This window comes from Chitinophaga hostae (assembly GCF_018224885.1).
GTDB lineage: Bacteria > Bacteroidota > Bacteroidia > Chitinophagales > Chitinophagaceae > Chitinophaga > Chitinophaga hostae.
Genome location: NZ_JAGTXB010000002.1, coordinates 523,861 through 550,479 on the forward strand (window position 1 = coordinate 523,861; position 26,619 = coordinate 550,479).

Sequence of the window (26,619 nt, forward strand, 5' to 3'; positions counted from 1 at the left end):
CCCTTCAATAGCTTTTTGCTTTTTGCCTTCTGCTTTCTGCTTATTTTCCTATATTGAGTATAAACCTGTAGTTAATGCAACAAGATCTGTTTCAGTCTCCTGATTATTTTGCCGTAGACGCTTTGCTGAAAGAAGAACACCTGTTGACCCGTGACGCGGTACGGCAGTGGGTTAAGAAAGAAATATCTCCCATCATAGAAGACTATTGCCAGCGGGCTGCTTTTCCTTCGCATATTTTAGACGGACTGGGTGAGCTGGGCTGTTTCGGACCCACAATTCCGGTAGAATATGGTGGTGGCGGCATGGATCATATTGCTTATGGACTCATGATGCAGGAACTGGAACGGGGCGACAGCGGTATCCGGTCTACTGCATCCGTACAGGGATCGCTGGTGATGTATCCTATTTATACTTTCGGCAGCGAAACCCAGAAACGGAAATATCTTCCCAAACTGGCTACAGGAGAATTAATGGGCTGTTTTGGTTTAACAGAACCGGACCATGGCTCCAATCCTGCCGGTATGATTACCAATTTTAGTGACGATGGCGATCATGTGATACTGAACGGCGCTAAAATGTGGATCTCCAATGCGCCCTTTGCCGATATTGCCGTGGTATGGGCCAAAGATGAAGCAGGCGTTATCCGCGGTATTATTGTGGAAAGAGGTATGGAAGGGTTTACCACCCCGGAAACCAAGGGCAAATGGAGTTTACGCGCCAGTGCTACCGGTGAACTGGTTTTTGATAATGTAAGAATACCCAAAGAAAATATACTCCCCGAGGCGAAAGGGCTAAAAGGGCCTTTATCCTGCCTTTCTTCCGCGCGTTATGGTATTGCCTGGGGGGCCATAGGCGCTGCCATGGATTGCTATGATACAGCCCTCCGTTATGCGAAAGAACGGGTGCAGTTTGGTCGTCCTATCGGCGGTTTTCAGCTTACGCAGAAGAAACTCGCTGAAATGATTACCGAAATCACCAAGGCGCAATTACTTAACTGGCGCCTCGGCGTATTGAAAAATGAGGGCAAAGCCACGCCGGCACAAATTTCCATGGCAAAACGGAATTCCTGCGAAATAGCGGCCAACATTGCCCGCAATGCCCGCACCATTTTAGGCGGCATGGGTATTACAGGGGAGTTTTCCGTTATGCGGCATATGATGAACCTGGAAAGCGTAATGACCTATGAAGGCACGCACGAAATACATTTACTGATAACCGGTATGGATGTAACGGGATTCGAGGCATTCAAATAGCTTTTAGCCGTTAGCGTTTAGCTTTTAGGAATGCAGCGAAGATTATTCAGAATTGAATGCAGAATAGCATAATATGCAACAGCTGAATTGAAATGAAGAAATTTTTATTTGCAGGTATCCTGCTATGGGCTGCTGCAGTTAAAGCGCAGCAGGCACCCGTTATGAAACTGGTAGCCTGCGAAGGCAAAGCCCAGGGTACCTATTACATCGTAAAATACTTGTGTGCCGACACCACTTCACTGCAACCGCGAATCGATTCCATATTTGGTGTGATTGATCAGTCATTGTCTTTATACAAACCAGGATCGGTGATCAACCGTTTTAATGAAACCGGGGAAGTACAAATGGATGAACACATGCAGGCGGTTGTGAAAAAGGCGTTATTCACCTATAAAGCTACAAAGGGCCTGTTTGATATTACCGTGGAGCCACTGGTGTACCTGTGGGGTTTCGGTGTGCATAAACCATCTTTCAAAGGCGTACCTCCACCCGACAGCATCAAAGCAGCGATGGCGTTTATTGGTTCCCGTTATCTCCGTATAAAAGGGAATCATCTGTATGCTGTCAGAAAAGGGGTACAGATAGATTGCAATGGTATTGCACAGGGCTATACGGTGGATGTACTGGGCCGGTTTCTTGCATCGCAGGGAATAGAAAATTACCTGGTGGATGTAGGCGGTGAGTTATGTGCAAAAGGGCATAATCATCAGCATAAAGTGTGGAGCGTGGGTATTGAAAGGCCGTCGCCTGGAGATACGGCATACGAGCCGGTACAGGGCCTTGTACGGTTGCCGGATAAGGGTATTGCCACCAGTGGAAATTACCGTCGTTTTTTTGACCAGGGACGTACCCGTTTTGCGCATACCATTCACCCGTTAACCGGTGTGGCGCTGCATAACAATATTATCAGCGTAACGGTGATTGCGAAAGATTGCTTTACCGCAGACGCTTTTGATAATCCGCTGATATTGATGGGTGTGGAAAAAGGATTAACATATATTGCGCAGCATCCGGCCTATGGCCTGGAGGCGATTTATATTTACAAGGATAAAGATGGAACTATTAAAGAGGCTTTCAGTAAAGGTTTTAAACAATACATGGAGTTCTGAAAAAAATATCCCATCCGCTGGTTAAACGGATGGGACCCACTCTCACGCTTTCTTAGAATATGGACAAAAGTGGTTTAGTTCAAATGGAACTTCACCCCAATATTTCCCTGGACGGTGTTGAAATTGGTAATATCAGCATATTTGTACGGTGCATAGTTGTAACGTACGTTGGCGTTAAACATCACTGGTGAAGCCTTTCCGAAAGGAACGTTGATACCTATTTCGGGACTTACCAGGAATTGCCAGCTGTTATTCTTTTCCACAAACTCACCCCAGTATTTTTCATAATTCATATTGGCAGTACCTACACCTACCGTGGCGTATGGAATGATTGCTGATCCGGGTTTGGTAAAGGCATAGCTTACGGTTGCCTGGATCGGAATTACCTGCAGGGTACGTGATTGTACAGCAGATACATCGCCTTGTTTATCAGGGTAAACAGCGCGTGGCAGTTTCTGATAAAAGTCCTGGAATCCGGAACGAAGACCAACGGACCACTGATCATTCAGCATATATTGTAAACCTGCGCTCCATCCACGGAAGCTGGTTTTATCGGTATAATCTTTCAATGAGCCAAGGGGCTGTGCAATAGAATAGTTGATATCCACTGATAATGGTGGACGAACCTGTGCGGATACTGCCTGGGCAGCAAAACATCCTGCAAAAATCAATATCCAGTTTCTTATCTTTTTCATCTTCCTGTCAGTTTAAAAGTTCAATTTATTTTTTACTCAGGTATGCAGATTGTGCAAAGGATGCCTGCACCATGGAATCAACATTACCGGTGGTCCACACGCCAGATCCACGCCACAGTGCATTCCATACGGCTGTTAGCTTGTCGCCTTTCGGATTTTTCAGATCGAACAGATCAATCGCTACCTGTTTTTCATTTACCCGGTATACCGTGTAGTAAGAAGGCCAGTACCAGCCACCACCGGGATATCCCCAGTAACCCGGATCCCAGTAGCCTCCACCTCCCCACCATCCCGGATTCCAGGAGATGTTGGTATAGGAGTTATCGATACGGGTAAGATTCACCGCCAGATCAGGCTTAGCGGCTTTGTTAACAAGCGTATAGCCGCGCTGTTGCATAGCTGCGGTAACAGATGCAATGAGCTTTTTATCGTAATCTGTTAATGCTTTCTTGGCACTGTCGCTGGCAAGCGTTAATACTGCCACCGAATCCACTATGCTAAAAGTTGAATAAGAGGTGAAATTTGCGGTGCTGTCGTGATTGGTGATGTAGATCCTTGACTCTTCGTTGGTCATATCTTTTAAAGGATCTTTACGGCAGCTACTGAATGAAACCATCGCTACCACTGCGGCAGCGGCACTGAATAAAAACAAAGTTCTTTTCATGTCCTAGCGTATTAATTAGTAAAAATATTTTCCTCACAGGTTAACGATCATGGACCAAACAGGTTGGTATTCCTGACAATCATGTTTCCGTGTTTCCTCTCTCTTGAACGGATTAGATAGTTGATTGTTACACGAAGTTTAGCAGGGTAGTGTTAAGGAAATCCTAAATTGAAAGAAGGGTTAACAATGTCAATAATTAACGAAGTTGATTAAATATTAATAGATCTGTTTTCTAATTCAATTTTTAACTGATATGGGTTTTCAAATAATATGCTGTCTATACCAAACTCACGCGCCGCTTTTACATTGCGCGCATTGTCATCGATGAATAATGCATTGGCAGCGTTCACCTGGTACCTGTTGAGCAGCAACTCGTAAAATGCTGCAGCTGGTTTGCGGAGTTTTTCCCGGCCGGATACTACAATGCCGTCAAACCAATGAAGCGAAGGATACAGTTCCCAGGCAACGGGAAACGTTTCGTCGGACCAGTTGGTGAGTGCATACAATTTGTATTGCCCGCTTTCTTTTAATTGCCGGAGTATATTTTTGGTGCCTTCAATTTCTCCGCCGAGCATTTCCTGCCACCTGCCGTAGTAGGCACGGATATTTTCTTCGTGATGGGGAAATTGGTTTACCAGCAGGCTGGTGCCTGCTTCCAGGGTTCTTCCCTCGTCCTGCACCTCGTTCCAGTCCGAAGTACAGATGTCCCGCAGGAAAATTTCCATTTCTTCTTCTGAAGAAAAAATTTTGCGATACAGATGGCGCGGATTCCAGTCGATTAATACAGCGCCCAGATCAAAAATGATGGTGTTGACAGATGTTTGCATAGGTATTGTTATTCTGATATTTCGTCGGCTGCATCCTCGAGCAGTTGCAGGTTTACAGAGTCGTTGCCTGCAATGCCTTCAATAGAACCGCGGATGTGTGCTGCATTCAATAAAACTTTTTCCAGTTGTTTTTCGCGTGATTTCCAAAGTTTTTCCATCGCATCGCGTTCGCGCTGTATGGATAGTTTCATGGACATAAACCCTTCGCGGATGGCTTTCCATTGTTCTGCAAACTCTCCACCGGTAAGGTATTCGTAGAGCATATGCATTTTATCTCCTTTGTTTTCCTGGGTGCGCAGTTTGCCGGAGATTTTGATGATCCCATCGCGGAGTACGTAGGCCAGCGCTTTTACTTCGGCGAATGTACAGATCCAGATACCGTCTTTTTCACCGAAACGTTCCATGTCTTTAGGCATGGTTTGGGTAACGAGTATGGCTACATCAACGCCCTGGCTGCGCATATCTGCCTTGAGTTTTTCTACCCAGTCTCTAATGAACTCTTTGGTTCGTTTGCTTTCATAAATAATACGACCGCATTCCTGTCCATACTGATTACGGATCAGTTGTATACAATCGGCGCCCCGAACCCCTTTGCCTACCGGGGTTACCTCATCAAACGGAAAATTAACACGCAGCATTTCTTCGAGTACCAGCTCCTGTGCTTCTCCCTGCAGCTGTGTAGAACCCTGTTCTACCCTGCGTTTCATCTCTTCCGCTAATCTTCGCTGGTCTTCCAGTTGTTTTTCCAGCTCTTTCAAACGCATCTGGTATTCCGTATCTTTCAACCCGTTCCTTTCGGCTTCTTCCTTGCGTATTTTATCTGCCAGCTCGGAGCGGGCTTCCAGCAATTTTTTTTGCAGATTTATTTCCAGCTCCTCTTCTTTATTTTTCAGCTCCTGTTCTTTACGTAAAAATTCCAGTTCCTGTTTACGCGCTTCGCGGAGCTTTTCTTCCTGTTCCTGGTTGGCTTCTTTGAGTACCGACAACTGGTTGTCAAGGTCGGCGGTGATAGATTTGCGCAATTCTTCCTCGATCGTTTCCTGGAGTTGTTTTTTTCCTGCCAGTACACGTTTATTTACTTCTTCTTCCTGTTGTTGTTTAAGGTTATCTATTTGCCGGCGTTCCAGCGCCATCTTATTCTTTTCAGACAGGAGCGTATCTTTCTCATCCTGGAGTGACTTCAGGCGTCTGCGCCATTCATCTTCCATTTTACCCCGCATTTCCTTTTCGATATCCGCTGCAAATGCATCCTCCATGACAAACTGGTGCTTGCAGTTGGGACAGGTGATTGATGTTCCCATAGTATTTAGTAAAAAATTACGTAAAGATAGGGGTTTGGTTGCCGGAATAAAAAAAAGGAAGGCTTCTCATCCTTCCTCTCAATCAACGTAAATAGAAACAAACAACAGGCAGAGGGTTTTCTGAGATAGTAAATACGGCTTGGGGACAGGTGTAAATTGGATAATTATTGTTAGCATGGTGTTACGGGCGGGTTAGATAATTGTTAAGGATCTGTGATGGAAAAATGACTTATATTCCTGTTGAAACTATACCCTGTGTCAGTGGGATATCCTGTTTTAGCAGTCTATTTATTTGGTTTTATAAATATATTTTATATTTATATACTTTTCCGACTCCGTTTGTTAAAAAAATAAATCTGTCACCATGTTTTTGGGTAAAACGCCTTTCCTGTTGTTAATGATAGTTTTGGGATTTGCCGGTTTGAATCCTTTGTACGCGCAGCACCCGGCAGCAAGCTATAAAGAACAGCAGCTGAATTTCACAGACAATGGGAATGAAATTTTTGGAAAACTCATAATGCCGGAGGGCTATACGCGTAAGTTGCCGGTGATTGTTTTTGTCCATGGCTCCGGGCCGGAAGATTATAGTTCATCAGATAACTACCGGTATTTATGGGAAGCATTTACAAAGATGGGCTTTGCATGCTACTCCTGGGACAGACCAGGTGTTGGCCAATCGCAGGGGAAATGGTATACACTCTCTGTAGCGGGCAGGGCTCATGAAGTAATCAGTGCCGTGAATAAACTCAAAGCACTGGAGATAATTGACAGTTCAAAAATAGGCTACTGGGGCATCAGCCAGGCAGGCTGGGTTATTCCCCTGGCGGCCAAAGCCATGAAACCTGCTTTTGTGATCACCGTTTCTTCACCGGTAACAACAGCCTTCGAGCAGGAATTATACCGCGTAAGATCGCAAATGAGGGCGGAGGGTTTTTCCCGGGCAGATATTGATAAAGCGGTTTGCTACAACGAAAAACTCCGGAAGATGATTGCAGCGAATGAGCCCTATGAAGAGTTTGCATTGCTGCAAAAAGAGATAAACGGGGAAAAATGGGGGGATAATGTTATCACCGGAGAAGAGGTGGTGTATAATTATTTGAGTATTGTTTTTAAGGAAGATAGCCCCCCGGATCTTGAGAGTCTTCGTTGCCCCGTACTGGCTATCTGGGGAGAAAACGACCTGGTAGTACCGCCTAAAACAAGTGCGGCCGTTTATGAGAAAGAATTGAAACGTATTGGCAACCGCCATGTGCTGATAAAAATTATACGGGAGGCCGACCATACACTTACCCATAACCTGACGGGGAAACCTTCCGAAACTGATAAAAGGAGGGAGGACTACAAGCATAATCCCAAAGAAATTTTTGCCCCGGGCTATATCTCACTGATGACGGGTTGGTTAAAGGGGTTAGGCTTGAAGTAATGCTACCATAGCTGATTGTTATTTCTTTCTTTCATGGGTTATTTTAAGCAGGATAGCCAGCATCTCCTCGGGGAGAAATGGTTTGTTGAGAAAATGGGTGATATCTAGGTTTGTAAAGCGTGTTCTTACATCTGCCAGGATATCGGCCGTAAAGATAACGACCTGGATATGCGGGTACCGCTCCTTTATCAGTTTCCCGAGTGCATAGCCATCCATACCTGGCATGTGAAGATCGATGAGCGCTACATCGTAGGTAATGCTTTGCAACAGGCTGGCTGCATCATTGCCGTTGGTGGCTACATCCGGAATTATCCCGAAATATTTCAACTGGTTATCTGCCACCATAATGTTAACAGACGTGTCTTCAACCAGGAGTACCTGCAACCAGCTGAATTTACCGGCATAAGCTGATATCTCATTTTGCAGCGATTTATCATCTGCTGCTTTGGGAGCGGCTTTTTCAAAGGTGAGGTCGAAATAGAACCTGGAGCCTTTTCCCGGGCTGCTTTCCAGCAAAATCCTGCCTCCCAGCATCGCTATCAGTCTGCGCGTAATAGCCAGTCCCAGACCGGAACCTGACAACCTGTGCGAAGAAGTGGTATGAAGATGTCTGAATCTTTCAAAAATCATTTCCTGGAGTTCCGCGGGAATCCCTATTCCTGTGTCTTTTACAGAGAACCGTAATGTTACATGGTTGTCCGTTTCTGCTGTTATAAGCACAGATACTGATATTTCGCCTTTTTCTGTGTACTTTATCGCATTACTGATCAGGTTATTTAATATCTGGCTGATCCGGATAGGATCTGCCATGATATAACGCGGCATATTTAAATCTACGACGCTATTTAGCCAGAGTCCTTTCTCTGTGGCTTGTTGGCTAAGCTGGCCCTTTATCTGCTGAATCAGTTGAGTTAAATCCACTTCGGAAAAGTGCAGTTCCAGGTTTTCGGTTTCGATCCTGTTAAGATCCATGATGTCATTGATCAATTGTAACAGGTGTTCTGAGGAATATATAAGGCCATCGATAAACTCTTCCTGCGCGGGGTGGTAATTCATTTTGAGCAGGTGAGTGATGCCAATGATACCGTTGAGCGGTGTACGTATTTCGTGGCTCATGGTCGACAGAAAGTCGAATTTATCTCTTGCTGATTTTTCCGCGGCTTCCCGGGCTTTTATCAGCGCCTGTTCATCTCTTTTCTTTTCCGAAATATCCATGATGGCTCCTTTGAGCGTTACCACCTTGCCATCTCTTAATATAGGGATACACATTGCTCTGACCCATTTCCGGGAATTATGGGCATCGTTGGTAACCAGCCGTAGCTCTATATCATAGGGCGTTCCATTTTCTATGGCCTCGCGTACCCGCTCCTGCAGGATTTGTTGCGATGCTTCATCATGCAACGCATATATTGTATCTATGGAGGGGATAAAATCTTCCGGTACTTCGTTGATGCGATAGGTTTCCCGGGACCAGAATATTTCTCCTGTTTCCAGGTGATATTCCCATCCACCGGTTTTTCCTAGAGCCTGGCTAAAGTCCAGCAGCCCGTTGCTTTGCGTTAGTTTGCTTTTTAATATCAGTTCATCGGTTTCATCCTGTACATAACCTATGCGATAGGGTGCGATGCCTTTTTTGCCTGGTACTATCCACGAATTAACCCGGCAATAGCGGGTTCCTTTTACAGGGTGATGGATCCTGAAAGAAAGTGATATAGGGTGGCCCGGGTTGGTGCTGGTAGTCAGCAGGGCTGCTTTCAGTGCTTCTATGTCTTCCGGGAAAATTGTTTTGGTATATCCCTGGCCCAGCGACTCCGAAAGCGTGAGGCCGGAGATGTCTTCCATTGCAGGATTTATGAAAATGCAATTGTCGGCAGCGTCAAAACAAAATGCTCCCATGGGCGCATATTGCAGGAACGCCAGGAGATTGTTATCTCCATCCAGTGGTGACTTCGGTTCATTTTTCATTACAATAGGTTTAACCGGGATCTGTCAGAGGGGTAAATAACCTGAAGTATCTGGTAAATCCGGCTATTGCTAACACCAGCTATGCCCTATCTAAATGTATGAAATTTGTCTGATTAAAAAATATCCGGGTATATACTTGCAGCGGTTATTTTCCAGGATGGAGACAGGAGGTAAGGGTTAACCAAAAATGGAGGAAAGGCCGGGTTTTAGTAATAATCATTGATAGTTGGAATAGGTTATGAAAAGTCTTACATGTTAACTGAAAGCCCCCAAAAGTCTGCATTTCGGGGGCATTTCAGGCGTGATTAAACCTCCATTTTAAATCCATGATAAAGATCCTGGTCATTCAATAATAATGGTTCACTATCCTTTGTCAGACAGATTATTTACGGAAGCGATACCCATTCCAGTTTCACAGTGCTGTTGTCCATGCCGGAGTTGAAAGTGGCGCGCACAGGGTATTTGGCGGCATTATATGCATAGCTGTATGTATTGGTAATACTCCTGGATGAATTGACAGAACTGATTGTTTCTGACAATACGTTATGTGCCGACAGGTTAGCTGCATTTGCTTCCAGCACAAAGGCCACACCTGGCTGTTCGTGTTGGGGATTCTGTGCTTTGTCATAAGTGTAAGCCAGGGAAGAGGTACATACAAACTTGCTGTATCCGGGTTGTTTTCCGTAGTTATCCACTCTTTCAACGTTTCCATTCTGATCCCAGGTAAATTGTTCATAGCCTGTATTCTCCCATTTACCGGAAGACGGATGTTTTCCGAAATGATAGCGTGTTTCCAGGTTTCCACCGGCATTATATGCGAGCGAATCATAAGTAAATACATCGCCATTGCGGTAGTACTTTACCAGTTGGATCTGCTGGCCGCTGGTGCTGTAGTCGAAGCTGGCGAACACATCGCCGGTGGCCGCGTTTTCGTCATCAGCGAAAAGCGTTCGTGTCAGGCGTCCGTTTTCATATACAGGCAGGATCACGTCTGTATAGGAAGCGTTTTCTGTTTTACGGAACTGCAACATTTTTTTCAATGTTTTATCTGCATTGTATTCCAGCCTTGTCTGGCCTTCATTGGAAGATATCTTATGCAGATATGTACCTGTGGTTTTCCCACTATCCGGGCGGAATGATAAAAGTAAAGCTGGCATAGCTAATAACAACACGTAGCTTCCCCCCGGGAAAATAGATTTCCTTTTCATATCAGTTTGAATTTTATGATTTGGCTAACTGAAGAATGTCACTAACAACGATGTAAAGTTGCCGTGAATCCTTTTCGATTTTTGTTAACGTCGGGTTAACCGTGTTAACCGGTTGTTAAGAGAGCACTAAGCGGCGAATGATAACGGCTTGTTTTGTCGCACCAGCCAACACAATGAGGCGTGTGCCCGTTTACGTTACCATTCATCTGGAATGCCTTTTTCCTGTTAGTAATTTGTCGTCCTAACGTTTATTATTAGTTCGAACTAATTGTAGATATTATTGCAAATTAATTGTATATTCACTTTACAGGTAAACGTCACACTACCCAAGCGAATCGAACCGATAGTACACCAAAAAAACAGGTCTGTAATGATGCACGAAGATGCTATACCTCCAGCTGAAAATATACCGGTACACCACCTGCTTGAACTAGTCCCTCTGGGCGCTTTTCAGTCCGATGCAGAAGGGAATGTTTTTTTTGTTAACGGGCGGATGGAAAATATATGGGGACTAACCCGGGAAGAATTGCTGGGCAAGGGATGGATGAAAATTGCTTATGAGGAAGATCTTCCCCGTATTTCCAGCATTTTACAGGAAATGCTGGCGGAAAGGAAAGAGATTTTTGATTTCATTTACCGGATCAGACATCCTTTAAATGGTATCCGGTATTTAAAAGCCAATGCGAAATTTGAGTTTGACCCATCCGGGGTACCGCTTCACTATACCGGATTTGTAGAAGATGTTACGGCGCAAATAGAGCAGGGACAGGCTTTGAAGAGTATGAATGAAGAGCTTGAACGTGCGAACAGCCTGCTCGATGCCAGCCAGGAAATCAGCCAGAACGGAGGGTGGGAATATGATTTGCGGACCAACCAGATATTCTGGACAAAACAAACTTATCTGATCAACGGTGTGTCTGCCGATTTTGTGCCAACCTTTGAGGATGTACTCTCATTTTGCGATGAGGGGTATGCGGATATACTGAAACGCAGTGTTGAGCGGGCCATTGAACATCGTATCCCTTACGATTTTGAATTCAGACATATCTCCCGTGCTGGTGTGAAGAAATGGATGCGGGCAATAGGGATTCCCATTATCCGGAATAATGAAGTGGTTGCACTACGTGGAGCGCTGATGGATATTTCCAAGATAAAAGAAGACGAGTTGATTGTACGGGAGGCAAAGGAACTGCTGGAGCATAGTCACCTGCTGCTGGACGTAAGTCAGCGCTTGAGCGATACCGCCGGATGGGAAGCAGACCTGAAAACAGGCAAGGTATTTTGGACAAAGCAAAATTATTTTTTGTACGAAGTCGATGATGACTTTATCCCTGACCTGGACAATACCCGTGCTTTTTACGAGCCGGATGATCGCGCCAGGATGGACCAGGTGGTAGGGGAGGCTATACGGCAACAGATTCCTTACGATATTGAATTGCAGCTTACAACGGCGAAGGGGAATAAGAAATGGGTGCGGGCTATTGGGATGCCTGTGGTAAAAGCTGGGGAGGTAGTGGTTGTGAAGGGAGCATTGATGGATATTACCCGGATCAAGAAAGTGGAGCAGGAGTTGATAGCAGCGAAAAATATTGCGGAGAATGCAGCGAAGGCAAAAACAGATTTCCTCTCGGTAATGAGCCATGAAATAAGGACTCCGCTTAATGGCATTATCGGTATTTCCAACCTGCTCAAACTCAATCACACGCTGGACCAGGAGGAGTATATCCGCAGCCTGATCTTTTCGGCCGACCACCTGCTCCGGTTAATCAACGATATACTGGATCTTACCAAAATAGAGAGCGATAAGCTGGAGCTTTTAGAAGCGGAAGTAAACTTTGCTGAGTTGGTAAGCAATATCAAAAGCCAGTTTAAGTCGCTGGCAGAAGCCAAGGGCATCCTGCTTAAAAGTTTTGTGGATGATGATATTCCGGACCGGTTGATTGCTGACCCGGTACGGCTGGGGCAAATTCTTAATAATCTTGTCAGTAATGCGATTAAGTTTACCGAGCAGGGAACTGTTACCATCATGCTCCGCTTGACCGCAGAAACAAAGGACCGGGCAACTGTTCATTTTTCTGTAAAAGACACCGGTATAGGGATTCCGCAAGAGATGCACGAAACCATTTTTGAAAGTTTTAAGCAGCTGCAACAGGCATCCCATCGTAAACACGCCGGTACAGGGCTTGGACTTACGATCACGCAAAGACTGGCTCAATTGCATAACAGCAATATTTTTATAAAAAGCGCTGCAGGAGAAGGGGCGGAGTTCTATTTTGAAATGTCTTTCCTTCGGGCGAATGACCAGAACAGCCCTGCTAAATTTGTGCGCAATGATGCGCTTGCCCATTTTGAGAAAAAGCTCACGGGGCTTCGCATTTTATTTGCAGAGGATAATCCCATTAATGTGCTGGTGGCCAGGAAGCAATTAGAGTATTTCGGGGTAGTACCTGATTGTGTGTACAATGGCCAGGAAGCGCTTACAATGCTGGAAAATAACAGTTATCATGTAGCGTTGCTGGATCTGCACATGCCTTCTATCGATGGCTATGCCCTTGCCGAAATTGTGCGTCGCCAGTATCCGGATACACATATCATCATTTTTACCGCAGATATTATGACCGAGGTAAGGACCAGGCTGGCTAAACTCCATGTTTATGATATTCTGAATAAACCGGTTACCTCGGAAAAAATGTATGAAGTATTGCTGAATGTGGCGCGTGACAGGAAGATTGTTGAATGATAGCTTTTGTCGCAGATCATTTTTTTGAAGTCCCCGGCCCCCGGGGACTTCTTTGTTTTCTTTCTCAGAACCCTTTATCATCTGCCGATGGGCCATAGATCGATGGAACCGGGATATCGTTCAAGCGCATATATACGGTTAATTGTCCCCGGTGATGTACCATGTGATTGATAGAGGACCCTATATTATCTTTTACCGGGGAACTGAAAAGTACCTGTCCCTGGTTTTTAAGATGGAAAAGTGCGGCCAGCTGTTCGTCGGTCACCTGCTGCAGCGCTTTTCTGGCGCCCCGGATGTTTTCTTCGAAATGAGCTACCAGTGCGGCTGATGTAGAAAGATTAAAATGTTGATAGGTGGCAAAATCAATTTCCGAACTTTCGATCATAGTAGTGATCCATTTAGGGATCTCCGCAACAATCAGGGCCAGGTATCCCATGCCCATTGATTTTTCATGGGGTTTCCAGCTGTATAAACTTTCGCTGATGCGTTCCAGGCATTTACGGGTAGCCGGAGTTTCCGCATCCAGTTCCGCTAAAAATGCCGCGCCAAATGAAACGTTTTTCATAACAAGGTTTTTTAGGTTTACAGAAGAAGATTAAACTGACAGGAAGATATGATATGCCCGTGAAGTTAAGGTAATTGGGAGTGTAGTGTTTCGGGGAGAAAAATAAAAGCCTGGCTTTGCGCAAAAAAAACGAGACAAACAAGGAAAACCCTGATTGTCTCGTTTGGTGCGAAGGAGGAGATTCGAACTCCCAAGCCCTTTCAGGCACTACCACCTCAAAGTAGCGCGTCTACCAATTTCGCCACCTTCGCATCTGGTAGAATGGGGTGCAAAAATAATGGCTTTTTTAAAATAAGCAAATTTATTTATTCATATTTTGCTGAAAAGGGTCATTATTTCCGAAGTACTATCCTGAAAACGGTTCCTTTGTTCATTTCAGACGACCTCACAAACAGTCTGCCGCGGTGGTATTCTTCAATGATGCGTTTGGCAAGTGAAAGCCCCAGGCCCCATCCCCGCTTTTTCGTGCTGAATCCGGGTTTGAATACTTTTTCGAAGCTCATTTTCGGGATGCCTTTGCCGGTATCAGCTACGTCGACCGTGATAAAAGTGGGGTGATTTTCTATGTTAATATCGATCTTGCCTTTGCCTTCCATGGCATCCAGCGCATTTTTTAATAAGTTTTCCACAACCCAGTCAAAAAGAGGAGGAGAGATCATGGCCGGGAGCTCTTCTTCGGTACTGTGTACAGACAACTGCACTTTCTGAGGGGCCCGTTTGCGGATATAGCTGGTCATGTTCTGTATCTGCTCCACAATGTCTTTTTCTTCCAGTTTGGGTACGCTGCCTATTTTAGAGAAGCGGTCGGTGATCAGTTTCAGTCGGTCTACGTCTTTGGACAGTTCTGTTACCAGGGTGGTATTGGCTTCGTTTTCCCTTAAAATCTCCAGCCAGGCCTCCATAGAGGAAAGAGGGGTACCCAGCTGATGGGCGGTTTCTTTGGCGAGGCCTACCCATACCTGGTTCTGTGTGGCACGGTTGGTGCTGGACAGGGCAAACAGTACAATACCGATAAAAAGGGTAACAACAATGAGCTGTATATAAGGGTAGTAGCGGATTTGCCGGAGTATGAGGGAGTCGCCGTAGTAGATATAGTTGTAGAGCTTTTGTTTGGCGTCTACTTCCATGATAAAGGGAGGGTGTTGTTTCTTGAAGGCCAGCAATTCGGCCGGCAGGTAGCCGGGGTCCTGCATAATGCGCATGGAGTCGAGGTTGCGGCTGTCGAGGATCTTACCTTCTTCATCGGTGAGTATGAGCGGGATGGTAGTATTATTGGTAACGATGCTGATAGCGAGATTGAGATTGGCGTCGGTATCGGCGCGCAACAGTTCGCGGTTGGCATCTGCCCAGGTAGCTACTTTTTTCCTTTCTTCTTCCTGAATATTCTTTGATAAGTTACTTACAAACCATATAGTGGTCCCGATGATGAGGACTGCTATGGAGGCCAGTACAAACTTCCATCCGAAATACTGTTTAACCATACTTCTAATTTAAGCCATATTTGGCTTCACTGATTCTGTAATGATTCGCAAATATTAAAATCCTTTGTTGCATATTTGCATCTCAAAAATAATTGTTCACGCATAAACGTAATATCAGTTGCCCGTATTGCCATCAGTAGCAGTTGTTATTTTAAATTGGAATGGAAAGTCTTTCCTGGAGAAGTTCCTGCCATCCGTGTGCCGGTCTACCTATGGTAACCTGCAGCTGGTGCTGGCGGATAACGCCTCTACGGACGACAGCGTGGCTTTTGTGGCGCAACATTATCCACAGATACGGATTATCCGTAACGCCAGCAATGATGGTTTTGCCGGCGGTTATAACGATGCTTTACAGCATGTGGAAGCAGATATTTATGTGTTGCTCAACCAGGATGTGGAAGTAGAGCCCGGTTGGATAGAGCCTGTAGTAGCCCTGATGGAAAGCGATGCCCGCATTGCTGCCTGTCAGCCTAAAATGAGGGCTTACCAGCAGCCGGATGAGTTTGAGTATGCAGGGGCAGCCGGTGGTTGGATGGATATCCTGGGTTACACTTTTTGCCGGGGGCGTATCCTGTACACCACGGAAAAGGATAAGGGGCAGTACGACGATGTAAAGGATATTTTCTGGGCTACCGGGGCGGCGTTGTTTATCCGGTCGGCCTGTTTTCACCAGGTAAATGGTTTTGACCGCGATTTTTTTGCACATATGGAAGAAGTGGACCTCTGCTGGCGTTTACAGCGTGCAGGGTATCGGATCTGTTACTGTCCTGATTCCAGGGTGTTTCATGTGGGGGGCGGCAGTTTGCCCCAGGGGAACCCCCGCAAGCTGTATCTTAACTTCCGGAATAACCTCATGATGTTGTGGAAAAACCTGCATAGCGAAGACCGCTGGATTGTGCTGGTACAGCGTTTTTTCCTCGATATACTGGCAGGGATAAAAAGCCTGGTGGCCGGCAAACCCAAGGATATGGCGGCTATTTACCGCGCCTACAAGGATTATTACCGCTGGCGCCGTAATTACAAACGGAATGATCATTTACCGGAAATGAAGCTGATGAAAATGAAAGGGGTATTTCACGGTATTATGATCTGGAGATATTATTTCCTGAAGCATAAGAAATTCTCTGAATTGATTTAACTCATCTTTTGCCTTAAATAACTGGTGCCGAAAATTCGAAAATTTCAAAATATTATGTAGGTTTGCACCGGAAATAAACTGATTATGGAACAGAATACAGTAGAAAATAAGTTAGATATTACCTTAGATAAGGTTTCCCGCTCCCGCTGGTTGTTTTACGTGCAATTGTTTTGCATGGTAGCTTTTTTATTCGGGCTTAGCTATGGTCTTTACGCTCATAGATATGCTGGAAAGCCTGAAGTAAAAGTACAGGAAAGCTCGCTGTATAATCCAAAATATAAATAAGCCACGGCTTCAAACATAATTATCCAGACCTCCCCGGTTTTCCCGGAGGAGGTCTTTTTTTTGCGCCATCTTTCCGTTTTGCGTAAATGAAATTCCCGATCTGATTAACTGTTCTGACGATTTACAGGGATTTTTGTATGGTCGGAATGATATCTTCCGCTGGTATTTCAGGTATGTTTAAACGAACGGATAAGATAAAAAAGAAGCAGTCCAAGTCGCTGTTCAGGATAGTTGTAGATAAATTGCATCTCTGGCTGGGCCTGGGGTCGGGTATTATTGTGCTTATTATCAGTATTACCGGTTGTTTGTTTGTTTTCCAGAAAGAAATCAATGATTATTATTATCGAAAAATAGTATATGTTACTCCTCAAAACAGCCCGCTTCGCCCCATCAGTGAATTAAAAAAGACGGCACAGGCTGCCCTCGGGGCCGATAAGCAGCTGTTGAATATAACTACCTACACCCGGCCTGATCAGGCATGGGAATTCATGAGCTACAAGGGAAATGATACCGCCCTTACCTATTTCGGAACGGTGGAACATTATGAATCGGTGCTGATGAACCCCTATACGGGAAAAATGACGGGCAGGATCGATTACAAATACAATTTCTTTTCTATAGTAAAGGGAATCCACTGGAGTTTGCTGCTGAACGATAAATACGGGCAAACAATTGTAGGCTGGAGTACCCTCATTTTTGTGATCCTGCTGATCACGGGGCTGATCATGTGGTGGCCCAAAAAGTGGAATAAAGGTAATCGTGATAAAAGCTTTAAAATTAAGTGGAGGGCCGGTTTCAAGAGAGTGAACTATGATCTGCACAATGTGCTGGGCTTTTATGCCCTGGTGATTGCCCTGGTCATTTCGTTAACTGGTATGGTGTGGGCATTTAGCTGGTTTCAGGCAACGGTATACGTGGTGGCTTCCGGCAGCGTTACTCCTCCTGACAGGTCGCTGCATGAGTCGGTGAAAGGCACGGCGGCTATTACCGGGGATCCGCTGGATAAGGCATTTGAGCAGGCACTGCCTGTTTTAAAAGGTTCCCGCCGGATATTTATTTCCCCGGCGAGCGGAGAGAAAGGCGTTAACGTTATTGGAGGGTACAAAGGAAAGGAAACCTATTTCGGTGCAGATGAACTGCAATTTGATCAATACAGTGCAAAATTGCTGGGAAGGCGTAACGACACGCATAAAAACAGGGGAGAGCGGTTGATAGAAATGAACTATGATATACATGTGGGCGCCATTGCCGGGTTACCTGGCAAAATTCTCGCTTTTATCATCAGTTTGATCTGCGCATCTTTGCCGGTAACAGGTTTCTATGTGTGGTGGGGAAAGCAGAAAAAGTCGAAAAAGAAGCCGGTGGTGATCCGGGAAGTAGCGGCCACCGGTACAATGTAAATAAAAAGTATTACTAATTTTTCTGTTGAAATACTTTGCAGTACTGTGTTTTAGGAAATTGATGCATAGATTCGTGCAGGGGAAATTCAGAAAAGTTCGAAAAAAAATTTTGTGTTTTCAGTCCGTTTCCTATCTTTGCAATCCCAACGAAAACGCCACAGGGCAAAGCAAACGAACGAATGCACATCGAAGGGAACAGTTCTTAAAATAACAAAGTTTTTAATACCTGCGAAAGTAGCTCATTTGGTAGAGCACGACCTTGCCAAGGTCGGGGTGGCCGGTTCGAGCCCGGTCTTTCGCTCCAGTTTAATTGGATAACGGTACACACTGATAAAATGTGGTACCACTGTCCCGAAGTTCTTAATACATCTGCGAAAGTAGCTCATTTGGTAGAGCACGACCTTGCCAAGGTCGGGGTGGCCGGTTCGAGCCCGGTCTTTCGCTCTTCAAGCCTGACTGATCATCTCAGTCAGGCTTTTTTTTTGATTAATAGTCCCCGCTGGCGCCACCACCACCTCCGGTACCACCGCCAAAATCTGTTGTGTTGGAAGGTGTATGCGCACCAGGCGTGTAGGTTTGAGCAATGATCAGCGACTCTACTTTCAGCTTATCCGCGAGCGATGGCTCATCAGGTTCCACGTAAGTAAATCCGTGAGGATGTGTTTTCAGGTAGCGGATCAATGCCCAGGCGCCGGTTGTTAATACCAGCCCGCCCAGTACCATTGCTGTTTCCAGGGGCATAACGCTATGATAATAACGGATGGTGAATACAATGGCTGCCAGCAATATCATGCCGGTGCGCAGCAGGATCGCATCTTTTTTACGAATACCCAGGTACAGGTATACCAATGGAATAACGGTGGTATAAATCCAGAAGAACAGCGCGCCGGGTATAGACTGCCCTTCCTCCAGCTGAAGATCAAACATGGTATTACTTAATTCACGCACCACGTAATAGTTGCCGGCCAGGTAAAGGGTGAGCAGCGACAGTACGGAAACTACCGTCAAACACCAGTTGTAGTGGCGGAAGGCATACTGCTTCATCCAACTTCTCCCAATAGCATAAACGGCGAGTGAAAGCACCATGATGGCAAAAGGTATAACAGTTTTGGCAACCGGCCCCAATTTGATCAGCAGTGTGAATGCAAGTCCCAGCAACGCAAGGAAGGAAACGCCTGCCATCACCATGTCAGCAAAGCGCAGGGTGGCCAGCAATGTAATGGCGAAAGTAAAAAAGCACCAGCTGATGGGAGAAGAATAACCATCATAGAGATAGGTGACACTGCAGACCAGGAGCCCGGCGGCACTCCATAACAACGCATCATCTACGCCGGCGCGGAACAGTTTTTTTTCACGGATAAATATTTCCAGCACACCGTAGCAGGCGAGTCCAACGAAAACGCAGAGACTTGCAAAGCCTTTCTCACTCCGCAGCATGTCAAATGAAATCAGGGTAAGCAACCCAAGTGAAAAACAAACAATAACGGCGGTAAGAATAAACAGCCCGATTTTTATAACGGGATTTGGCGTATAAAAATTTACCGGGTGCGCAGCTTCAATAGCTTTGTACGCCGGCACGTCGATGCATTCTTTCCGAAGGGCTTTTTCCGCTTCTTCTTTTATTTCAAGGTTGTCGAGAGACAGGGAACTATACGCGAGCATGTTTAATTTTTTTGTTGAGTTTGATCAATAACACAATAACACCAATAGCGGAGCCGATCATATACAGGAGGCCTGTATAAATACCGTCGATATCATTACTCCTGATGAGTAAACGTGTTACTACAATGCTAACGCCTACGTAGCCGTACAATACTGTAATCAATACAAAATAGAAAGAGCCTTCCTTAAACGCCTGGAGGTAAACATAGGCGCCGACAACGGCCATAAACAGAAACCATAACAGGTAAGTTGCCTCGTACATGCACATGCCGGCAATACAGGCAATGAAAAGGATGTGTGCACCGAAGTTCTGGTAGGTAAAGGCGAAATGTTTTTTCAGATTTTTTTTGGCAGATATCAATGCCAGCAACAACAGGATTATGCCCAAGGCTACGCCGGTGTATATAATGCGGTCGCTGCTAAAGTCGTTGGCCGACAGCAGCTGGAAAGGTGTTACTGCGATGCCCATCCACGCGGCGAGGTTGGTAACAGCCATAGACAATACGCCGAGGTGATCGAAATAATAGGCGCTGACGGAGAGTACTACCAGCGGTATAACGGTTGCCAGTCCATACGCAGTGCCAAAAGCAGTGTATTGAAACTGCAGGTATCCGATGAAAGTAACGAACGTAAGACAACCTAACAGTAACGCATAATCGAAAAAGGCATTCGGGGAATTTACTTTCTGCCACGAAAAAGGTGCTTTCTGCCGTATGCAATAACTGAAGCAGCCGGCGCAAATAACGCCGATGATCAGCAGTATTACCTGGTGCCCGATGGTATCGATATTTTTATAGATGAGGATACCCAATCCGCCACTAAGGAGTAATACGCCGAGGTACAGCAATGTTTTAATTTCCCAGTGAAGAGAAAATAAACGGTTAGCTTCAGCAGTTTTTACGGATTCAAGGGAAGCGTCGCTCAACAACCCTTCAGCGTGGAGTTTTTCAAATACTTTTACATTCATAGTCGGAGTTAAAGAACTGGAAATTAACAATCATAATAACCTGCAATATACAATATCAACGCGCAAAAGTATATATTGGATGTTTGTGAACCGGGCTATTTATCAAATCAACAACGAGGTAACATGAAGGAATATCAATCAGTGTTGTTATCATCGCTCACGTGTGAGCTGGCTGAAGGCGCCTGTTGGTGGCCGGAACGAAACAGCTGGTGCTGGGTAGATATATTAGGACATACTATTTATGTAAGGGCGGAGAACGGCGGGCAGCAGGTGTTTGATGTCGGTACGCATGTAACCACACTGGTGCCGGTGGCGGAAAGGGGTGAGTTGATAGCGGGGCTGAAAAGTGGTGTGGCGTTTTTTTCGCCTGAGCGGGGCGTGGGACCTTTGCTGGCCGTGTTGGATGAAAGAGAGAACATGCGTTGTAATGATGGTAAATGTGATCCGGCCGGGCGCTTGTGGATAGGTACTATGCAGATGCCGGCAGAAGAAGGTACCGGCACATTATTTTGTATTGCGGGGAAAGAAGCGCCCGTGGTGAAGTTGCGGGGTGTAACCATTTCAAATGGATTAGTATGGAAGGGGGATAGGATGTATTATAATGATACGCATACCGGGACCATACAGGCGTTCAATTATGACGGGGTAACGGGTAATATTGTGTTTTCGCGGGTGGCGGTGCATATTCCGCCGGAATTGGGTTGCCCTGATGGTATGGCTATAGATAGTGAAGGTATGTTATGGGTGGCGCACTGGGGTGGCAGCGGTGTGTATTGCTGGAATCCTGAAACGGGGGTGTTGCTGGCGAAGGTAATGGTGCCGGCGCCTCATGTATCGTCCTGTGCTTTTGGCGGCGTTAATATGGATGAAATGCTGATTACTACTGCCCGGGAGCATATGACAGCGGCCGAAATAGCGCAATATCCCCTTAGTGGGAGTGTGTTTCACGTAAAGCTTCCCGTTAAAGGCTTGCCTGCCAACTACTTTAAGTATTAGTTATTCTTACATATTAATGTTTCACGGTTTTCTGCTAAAATATTAGTATATTTGCAGACCGAACGGGCTTTTTCAGGGTATTTTAATACCAATCATGCTATCTTATTTCAACTTCCCTTTTGCATAAGATACTTCCCTTTAGTATGCTACCGCTAGAAACATCGTGTAAAACTAATTATGATCATGAAGGATTTTAAAATTATTGACAACAAGGAAGCCAGGCAGTTTGAAGCGCACATCGCTGGCCAAATGGCTAAAGTAATTTACGAAAGAAATGGAAGCCGTATTTTCCTGACTGGTGCAGAAGTGCCGCCGGTATTGGAGAAGCAAGGTGTATTACCAATGATGCTGGGAAAAGTGATGGAGGAAATTTCTGCACAGAATATCCGCATGGTGCCTTCCAGCAAAAAAGTGGCAGAGTTTGTACGTAGCAATCCGCAATGGAAAACATTGTTGGCGCACGGCTTACACATATAGTTCTTTACAGTTTACATTTGACATTTAGTTATTTAATTATTTGCCGGCCATAAACATTTGAAGCAACTAAGAATGGCGGAAGAGACAACAGACATTTATACCGGTCAAATAACTAAATAACTAAATAACCAAATGCCCTCTTATTTGATGCCCATCTTCACTTTCACTGCCGGCATCAGATCGTCGGTGTCTGCGGATACTAATACCGCGTCTCTGGAGTTATCAATCACCAGCGTATAGCCCTTTTCGTTAGCTACCGCCTTTAAAATACCTTTTGCTTTATTTAGAATGGGTGTAAGTAATGCCTGTTCTCTGGCCGACATGGTTTGCTCCGATATTTCCCGGTAGCGCTGTATATTAGCCTGGGCGGATTTGAGTTCCGCACTTTTCACCTCTACCATCGCAGGACTCATATTACCTGCGCTATCCAACTCCTTCACTTTCCTGGAATACTCTTCGATGAGCTGTTGCCCGTCTTTATTCAATCTTTCCTGTAAACTATTTAACGTGTCGCTGGCCAGTTTACTCTCTGGCATCATACTGATCATTTGTTGAAAATTAATGTAGCCCGTTTTGGTTTGGGCAAAGAGGACAGTGCTTCCTAACAGCAGCAGGCAAAGTGTACAGATCAGTTTCATTCGGGATATTTTTCACAATATTAATCGTCCAGTTGTGAAATATTCTTTAAGACTAATATAATGTAATGTTAAAGTGACTAGAAAAGTTGATGTGGGCATCCTTCGGAGGCAGGATTTTTTGGGCAGGATTTTTTGGATTTTAATGATCAGGATGATTTTTTACATTAATAGGATGATGCGGGCGTTTTATTTATATTGATCGATGTGGTATTATTTTTTATATATAATTTATTAAAAATCATTAATAAAAATAAAAATCTTCAAAATCGCTAAAATCTTTAAATCCCGGGCAAGAAAAAGCTTCGCGAAAGCGTAGGGGTAGAAGGTCCTCATGGTGTCGTATAATAAATCAGTTCAATTGGCAGAAGGAATTATATTTGACGTTAGATATCAAACCCTAAGCATGGAATTTACAAGTCCGGGTACGGTAGTGCCGGAGATCGAAAACTCATTAACATTTGAACAGGTTTTTAAAACTCATTTTAAAGGCTTGCATTCTTATGCATGTACTTTATTAAAAGACGAAGTGATGGCGGAGGAAATGGTGCAGAACGTTTTTTGCAAACTGTGGGAGAAATCCGGCGATATAAAAATCAAGCAATCTATATCGGGATACCTATACCGGGCCGTATACCATGAGTGCATCAATTATCTGCGACATCAGAAAGTGAAAGCCACGCATCAGGCACATACAAAATATCAGATGAGCAATGATCAGAGTACCGGGAATACATCCGGAAAAGTAATGCTACGGGAGCTGGAGGAGAAGCTGGAAGCTGCTTTACAGGCACTGCCTGAAAAATGCCGCACCGTTTTCCAGTTGAGCCGCTTCGAAGAACTGAAGTACCAGGAAATAGCGGACCGTCTTGATATCTCTATAAAAACTGTGGAAAACCAGATGGGCAAAGCTTTGCGCTTACTACGACTCAACCTGGTAGATTTTCTACCCTTGTTATTAATTTTGCTCCACCTGTAAAAGTGCATAAGTGAAAAAACAATCCGATCATATAAACGATGACCTCCTGGTAAAATACCTGCTGGATATTACCACCGCACAGGAGAAAGCAGCCGTAGCGGTATGGCTGGCAGAGAAGGAGGAGCATCAACGTTACTTTGAACATTTCCGGCTCATCTGGGCAGAGAGTAAAAAACTCGCCGCTGTGAGCACAGTCAGTGAAAATGATGCGTGGTCCCGCTTCCAGCAACGGGTAGGCACCAACGAAAATACTGCGCGTATTGTAAAACTGGATACCGGTCCGGACTGGCGCAGTATACTCCGCATCGCAGCAGTGCTGATATTGCTGCTGGGCGCAGGTGGATTTTGGTATCTTAGCCAAATGCGTGTGCAACCTATGATTGTAAGCTCCGGCACACAAATAAAAAGCGAAATATTGCCCGATGGTTCGCAGGTAACACTCAACAAGCAATCGTCTATCGAATATGCCAGCTCCTTCAAGAAGGAAAGACATATTAAACTGGAAGGGGAAGCCTTTTTTAATGTAGCCCAGGATCCCGGGAAGCCTTTTGTATTGAAGGTAAACGATGTGACGGTGAAAGTGCTGGGAACGTCTTTCAACGTAAAAAGCGCTAACGGTAAAACAGAAGTGATCGTGGAAACCGGCGCGGTAGAAGTAACAAAAAATCAGAACAGCGTGCAGCTGAAGCAACATGAGAAAGCAGTGGTTACTGCCGATCAAACCGCTCCGAGCAAACAAAGCAACACTGATGAGCTGTACAGTTATTACCGCACAAGAACTTTTGTATGCAACAACACGCCGCTCTGGAAACTCGTAGAGATCCTGAATGAAGCATACGGTGTAAACATCATTATCGCAGATAATAATAAACGTGATTTGCAGATTAATTCTACCTTTACCAACAGTTCGCTGGATAGTACTTTACAGGTAATCGGGCTTACTTATGAAATTGCTGTGGAGAAAAAGGGATCACAAATCATATTGAAATAATAGCCTTCGTACTGTATGTTACTGTCTAAATCATTGCTGATTTTATTTTTAGGATGCCTGCTTTCCATGTCTGTTGCCGCACAAACCCTGCTGAACAAAACAGTAAGTGTAGAGGCAAAGCAGCGGCCACTTTCAGAAGTACTGACGTCCATCAGCAAACAGGGCGGTTTCTATTTCTCGTACCTGACTACGGTGCTTCCGCAGGATAGTCTTATCACCATCTCTGTAAAAAATAAGAGTGTAAAACAGGTACTCGATATTATTTTCGCCGGGGATTATTTATATAAAGAATCAGGCAATTATATTATTCTGCTGAGAAAAACCGCGGGACAAAATTATTACCTGGTCAGCGGCATCGTCACGGACCGGAAAACAGGGCAACGGCTACCCAATGCCAGCGTCTATGAACGACAGCAACTCATCTCCACATTAACAAACAACGACGGTTACTTCAGGCTACGGTTACGGGATAAAAATCCTACCGTAGCCATCAGCGTTAGTAAGGACCTGTATGCGGATACCTCCGTGTTGCTGACAACAGGCTACGATCAGGAAGTGGCGGTAAGTATTTCACCGGCCACCTACCAGCTTAAAACAGTAGACATTACGGGGCATACACAGATAGAGAAAAACTGGTTTGCCAGTGTGTTTTTATCATCCCGTCAGAAATTAACCAGCTTAAACATTGGCGGCTTCTTCGCCGATAAGCCTTACCAGGTATCGCTTACACCTGGATTGGGCAGCCATGGCCGTATGAGCGGACAGGTCGTAAATAAATTTTCTTTTAATTTGGTAGGTGGCTATGCTGCTGGTGTAGATGGTTTGGAATTAGGTACGGTATTTAACATTGTTAAAAATGATATGCAGCATGTACAGGTAGCTGGTTTCATTAATGTGGTGGGAGGAAAAACCAATGGCGTACAATTAGCAGGCTTTCACAACAATGTGCTTGATTCCATGAAAGGTTTGCAGGTAGCTGGGTTTAGCAATATTACCGAGGGTAATATGAAAGGCGCGCAAATTACCGGCGCTATTGGCCAGGTATATCGCAACATGAATGGAGCGCAGATACAGGGGCTGGCCGGTTTTACACGTGGTAATACTGCGGGCTGGCAGGTTTCCGGTGTGTTGAATTATAACGGTGGTAAAATGGAAGGGTTGCAGTTGAGCGGTATCGCCAATTACAACCGCCAGGACGCAAATGGGGTACAGCTGGCCGGCGTTGGTAATATCAACCGCGGTACTATGAAAGGGGTACAGCTGGGAGCAATTTTCAACTATGCGCGTCAAATGGATGGTGTGCAGATCGGGTTGGTAAATATTGCAGATACTGTTACCGGGTACAGCATCGGCATCATCAACATTGTACGCAGGGGATATAAAAAAGTAGCGGTATTCAGTACTGATGCCGTGCCTTACAACATCGCCTGGAAAGCTGGTCGCAGTGAATTATACAGCATCATAATGGGCGGTTTCAGTGCCGGCACACACGACAGGTGGTCCCTGGGGTACGGCGTCGGAAAAGTGATTCCTTTCAACAAAGTATTTTCACTTGCTGCGGAAGCGACCGCGCAAAATATATATGAAGGAAGCTGGAGTTACAGTACACAGGTATTACGGCTGCAACCTTCGCTCAATGTGAAATTAGCTAAACATATTTCTTTGTTTGCCGGTCCTGCGTTTGCGGTATCTGTGCCACAAGCGGAAAATAAGATAACCCCGGGCCGCCATTATTTTGAATTTGGCGCGCAATATCCTTCCTTTAACATCGGCGATGGCGGCAAAGGCTGGCTGGGCTGGCAGGCTGGTATCAGTCTTTTATAATTTTAATTTCCGCATAGGGGTAGATGTTTCTCAA

At 45.2% G+C, this 26,619-nt stretch carries 23 protein-coding genes and 3 tRNA genes; 14 read left to right on the forward strand and 12 right to left on the reverse strand.

The features are described 5' to 3' along the window. The first annotated feature begins 74 nt into the window (after positions 1-74). A complete protein-coding gene (locus KE626_RS06430; RefSeq protein WP_211972033.1) occupies positions 75-1,253 on the forward strand; it encodes an acyl-CoA dehydrogenase family protein in 1,179 nt (392 codons plus the stop codon). A 92-nt stretch (positions 1,254-1,345) separates the two neighbouring features. Further along, entirely contained in the window at positions 1,346-2,362 is a 1,017-nt protein-coding gene (locus tag KE626_RS06435; RefSeq protein ID WP_211972034.1) for an FAD:protein FMN transferase, read from the forward strand. A gap of 74 nt (positions 2,363-2,436) precedes the next feature. Here the strand turns inward: KE626_RS06435 and KE626_RS06440 are convergent, their stop codons facing one another. The 4 genes from KE626_RS06440 to KE626_RS06455 all read right to left on the reverse strand — a co-directional run bounded on the left by KE626_RS06440 (position 2,437) and on the right by KE626_RS06455 (position 5,849). Beyond that, positions 2,437-3,057, reverse strand: a complete 621-nt coding sequence (locus KE626_RS06440) for an outer membrane beta-barrel protein (RefSeq protein ID WP_211972035.1) — start codon at positions 3,055-3,057, stop codon at positions 2,437-2,439. Positions 3,058-3,082: 25 nt separating this feature from the next. Beyond that, entirely contained in the window at positions 3,083-3,721 is a 639-nt protein-coding gene (locus tag KE626_RS06445; RefSeq protein ID WP_211972036.1) for a DUF4136 domain-containing protein, read from the reverse strand. A 209-nt stretch (positions 3,722-3,930) separates the two neighbouring features. Continuing rightward, the gene (locus KE626_RS06450) at positions 3,931-4,548 is read right to left on the reverse strand and encodes an HAD family hydrolase (protein ID WP_211972037.1); all 618 of its coding nucleotides are present in this window, start codon (positions 4,546-4,548) and stop codon (positions 3,931-3,933) included. A gap of 8 nt (positions 4,549-4,556) precedes the next feature. Then, the gene (locus KE626_RS06455; protein WP_211972038.1) at positions 4,557-5,849 is read right to left on the reverse strand and encodes a DUF2130 domain-containing protein; all 1,293 of its coding nucleotides are present in this window, start codon (positions 5,847-5,849) and stop codon (positions 4,557-4,559) included. A gap of 364 nt (positions 5,850-6,213) precedes the next feature. Here KE626_RS06455 and KE626_RS06460 point away from each other — a divergent pair, with 364 nt between their 5' ends. Continuing rightward, positions 6,214-7,272 carry an alpha/beta hydrolase family protein gene (locus tag KE626_RS06460; RefSeq protein WP_211972039.1) on the forward strand — a complete coding sequence of 353 codons (1,059 nt, stop codon included), beginning with the start codon at positions 6,214-6,216 and terminating at the stop codon, positions 7,270-7,272. An 18-nt stretch (positions 7,273-7,290) separates the two neighbouring features. On the opposite strand, the gene KE626_RS06465 is transcribed toward KE626_RS06460, so the two are convergent. Both KE626_RS06465 and KE626_RS06470 read right to left on the reverse strand, forming a co-directional pair. Continuing rightward, complete coding sequence (locus tag KE626_RS06465; RefSeq protein WP_211972040.1) at positions 7,291-9,237, reverse strand: ATP-binding protein; 1,947 nt, start codon at positions 9,235-9,237, stop codon at positions 7,291-7,293. 386 nt (positions 9,238-9,623) lie between these two features. Beyond that, positions 9,624-10,445, reverse strand: a complete 822-nt coding sequence (locus KE626_RS06470; protein WP_211972041.1) for a hypothetical protein — start codon at positions 10,443-10,445, stop codon at positions 9,624-9,626. 370 nt (positions 10,446-10,815) lie between these two features. On the opposite strand from KE626_RS06470, the gene KE626_RS06475 reads away from it, so the two are divergent. Then, a complete protein-coding gene (locus KE626_RS06475) occupies positions 10,816-13,185 on the forward strand; it encodes a PAS domain-containing hybrid sensor histidine kinase/response regulator (RefSeq protein WP_211972042.1) in 2,370 nt (789 codons plus the stop codon). Between the two features lie 64 nt (positions 13,186-13,249). Here the strand turns inward: KE626_RS06475 and KE626_RS06480 are convergent, their stop codons facing one another. The 3 genes from KE626_RS06480 to KE626_RS06490 all read right to left on the reverse strand — a co-directional run bounded on the left by KE626_RS06480 (position 13,250) and on the right by KE626_RS06490 (position 15,231). Then, positions 13,250-13,750, reverse strand: coding sequence for a DinB family protein (locus tag KE626_RS06480; protein WP_211972043.1), 501 nt, complete (start codon positions 13,748-13,750; stop codon positions 13,250-13,252). Between the two features lie 164 nt (positions 13,751-13,914). Then, a tRNA-Leu gene (locus KE626_RS06485) sits at positions 13,915-14,001 on the reverse strand. A gap of 81 nt (positions 14,002-14,082) precedes the next feature. Further along, positions 14,083-15,231, reverse strand: a complete 1,149-nt coding sequence (locus KE626_RS06490) for a sensor histidine kinase (RefSeq protein WP_211972044.1) — start codon at positions 15,229-15,231, stop codon at positions 14,083-14,085. A 118-nt stretch (positions 15,232-15,349) separates the two neighbouring features. Here KE626_RS06490 and KE626_RS06495 point away from each other — a divergent pair, with 118 nt between their 5' ends. From KE626_RS06495 to KE626_RS06515, 5 genes are all read left to right on the forward strand, one after another. After that, positions 15,350-16,369 (forward strand): glycosyltransferase family 2 protein, encoded by a 1,020-nt coding sequence (locus tag KE626_RS06495; protein ID WP_211972045.1) that lies wholly within the window; start codon positions 15,350-15,352, stop codon positions 16,367-16,369. 84 nt (positions 16,370-16,453) lie between these two features. Beyond that, positions 16,454-16,654: a hypothetical protein gene (locus KE626_RS06500; RefSeq protein WP_211972046.1), complete on the forward strand. Its 201-nt coding sequence runs from the start codon at positions 16,454-16,456 to the stop codon at positions 16,652-16,654. A gap of 137 nt (positions 16,655-16,791) precedes the next feature. After that, positions 16,792-18,054 carry a PepSY-associated TM helix domain-containing protein gene (locus KE626_RS06505; RefSeq protein ID WP_249207303.1) on the forward strand — a complete coding sequence of 421 codons (1,263 nt, stop codon included), beginning with the start codon at positions 16,792-16,794 and terminating at the stop codon, positions 18,052-18,054. 228 nt (positions 18,055-18,282) lie between these two features. Further along, positions 18,283-18,358, forward strand: a tRNA-Gly gene (locus KE626_RS06510). 67 nt (positions 18,359-18,425) lie between these two features. After that, positions 18,426-18,498 (forward strand) — tRNA-Gly (locus KE626_RS06515). A gap of 42 nt (positions 18,499-18,540) precedes the next feature. Here KE626_RS06515 and KE626_RS06520 read toward each other — a convergent pair. Continuing rightward, the gene (locus KE626_RS06520) at positions 18,541-19,716 is read right to left on the reverse strand and encodes a hypothetical protein (protein ID WP_211972047.1); all 1,176 of its coding nucleotides are present in this window, start codon (positions 19,714-19,716) and stop codon (positions 18,541-18,543) included. Beyond that, positions 19,703-20,683: a DUF2157 domain-containing protein gene (locus KE626_RS06525; RefSeq protein ID WP_211972048.1), complete on the reverse strand. Its 981-nt coding sequence runs from the start codon at positions 20,681-20,683 to the stop codon at positions 19,703-19,705. The genes KE626_RS06520 and KE626_RS06525 overlap by 14 nt, the downstream gene beginning before the upstream one ends. 123 nt (positions 20,684-20,806) lie before the next feature. Here KE626_RS06525 and KE626_RS06530 point away from each other — a divergent pair, with 123 nt between their 5' ends. Together KE626_RS06530 and KE626_RS06535 are read left to right on the forward strand one after the other, a co-directional pair. Further along, a complete protein-coding gene (locus tag KE626_RS06530; protein WP_211972049.1) occupies positions 20,807-21,679 on the forward strand; it encodes an SMP-30/gluconolactonase/LRE family protein in 873 nt (290 codons plus the stop codon). 183 nt (positions 21,680-21,862) lie between these two features. Continuing rightward, a complete protein-coding gene (locus KE626_RS06535; protein ID WP_159454320.1) occupies positions 21,863-22,156 on the forward strand; it encodes a GNAT family N-acetyltransferase in 294 nt (97 codons plus the stop codon). A 140-nt stretch (positions 22,157-22,296) separates the two neighbouring features. Here KE626_RS06535 and KE626_RS06540 read toward each other — a convergent pair whose 3' ends face one another. Then, a complete protein-coding gene (locus KE626_RS06540) occupies positions 22,297-22,794 on the reverse strand; it encodes an OmpH/Skp family outer membrane protein (protein ID WP_211972050.1) in 498 nt (165 codons plus the stop codon). Positions 22,795-23,197: 403 nt separating this feature from the next. Here KE626_RS06540 and KE626_RS06545 point away from each other — a divergent pair, with 403 nt between their 5' ends. Genes KE626_RS06545 through KE626_RS06555 form a run of 3 tightly spaced genes read left to right on the forward strand, consistent with a single transcriptional unit; the run spans position 23,198 to position 26,585 of the window. After that, positions 23,198-23,770: an RNA polymerase sigma-70 factor gene (locus KE626_RS06545; protein ID WP_211972051.1), complete on the forward strand. Its 573-nt coding sequence runs from the start codon at positions 23,198-23,200 to the stop codon at positions 23,768-23,770. A 10-nt stretch (positions 23,771-23,780) separates the two neighbouring features. Further along, complete coding sequence (locus KE626_RS35015) at positions 23,781-24,761, forward strand: FecR family protein (RefSeq protein WP_211972052.1); 981 nt, start codon at positions 23,781-23,783, stop codon at positions 24,759-24,761. Between the two features lie 15 nt (positions 24,762-24,776). Continuing rightward, the gene (locus tag KE626_RS06555) at positions 24,777-26,585 is read left to right on the forward strand and encodes an STN and carboxypeptidase regulatory-like domain-containing protein (protein ID WP_211972053.1); all 1,809 of its coding nucleotides are present in this window, start codon (positions 24,777-24,779) and stop codon (positions 26,583-26,585) included. Positions 26,586-26,619 lie beyond the last annotated feature (34 nt).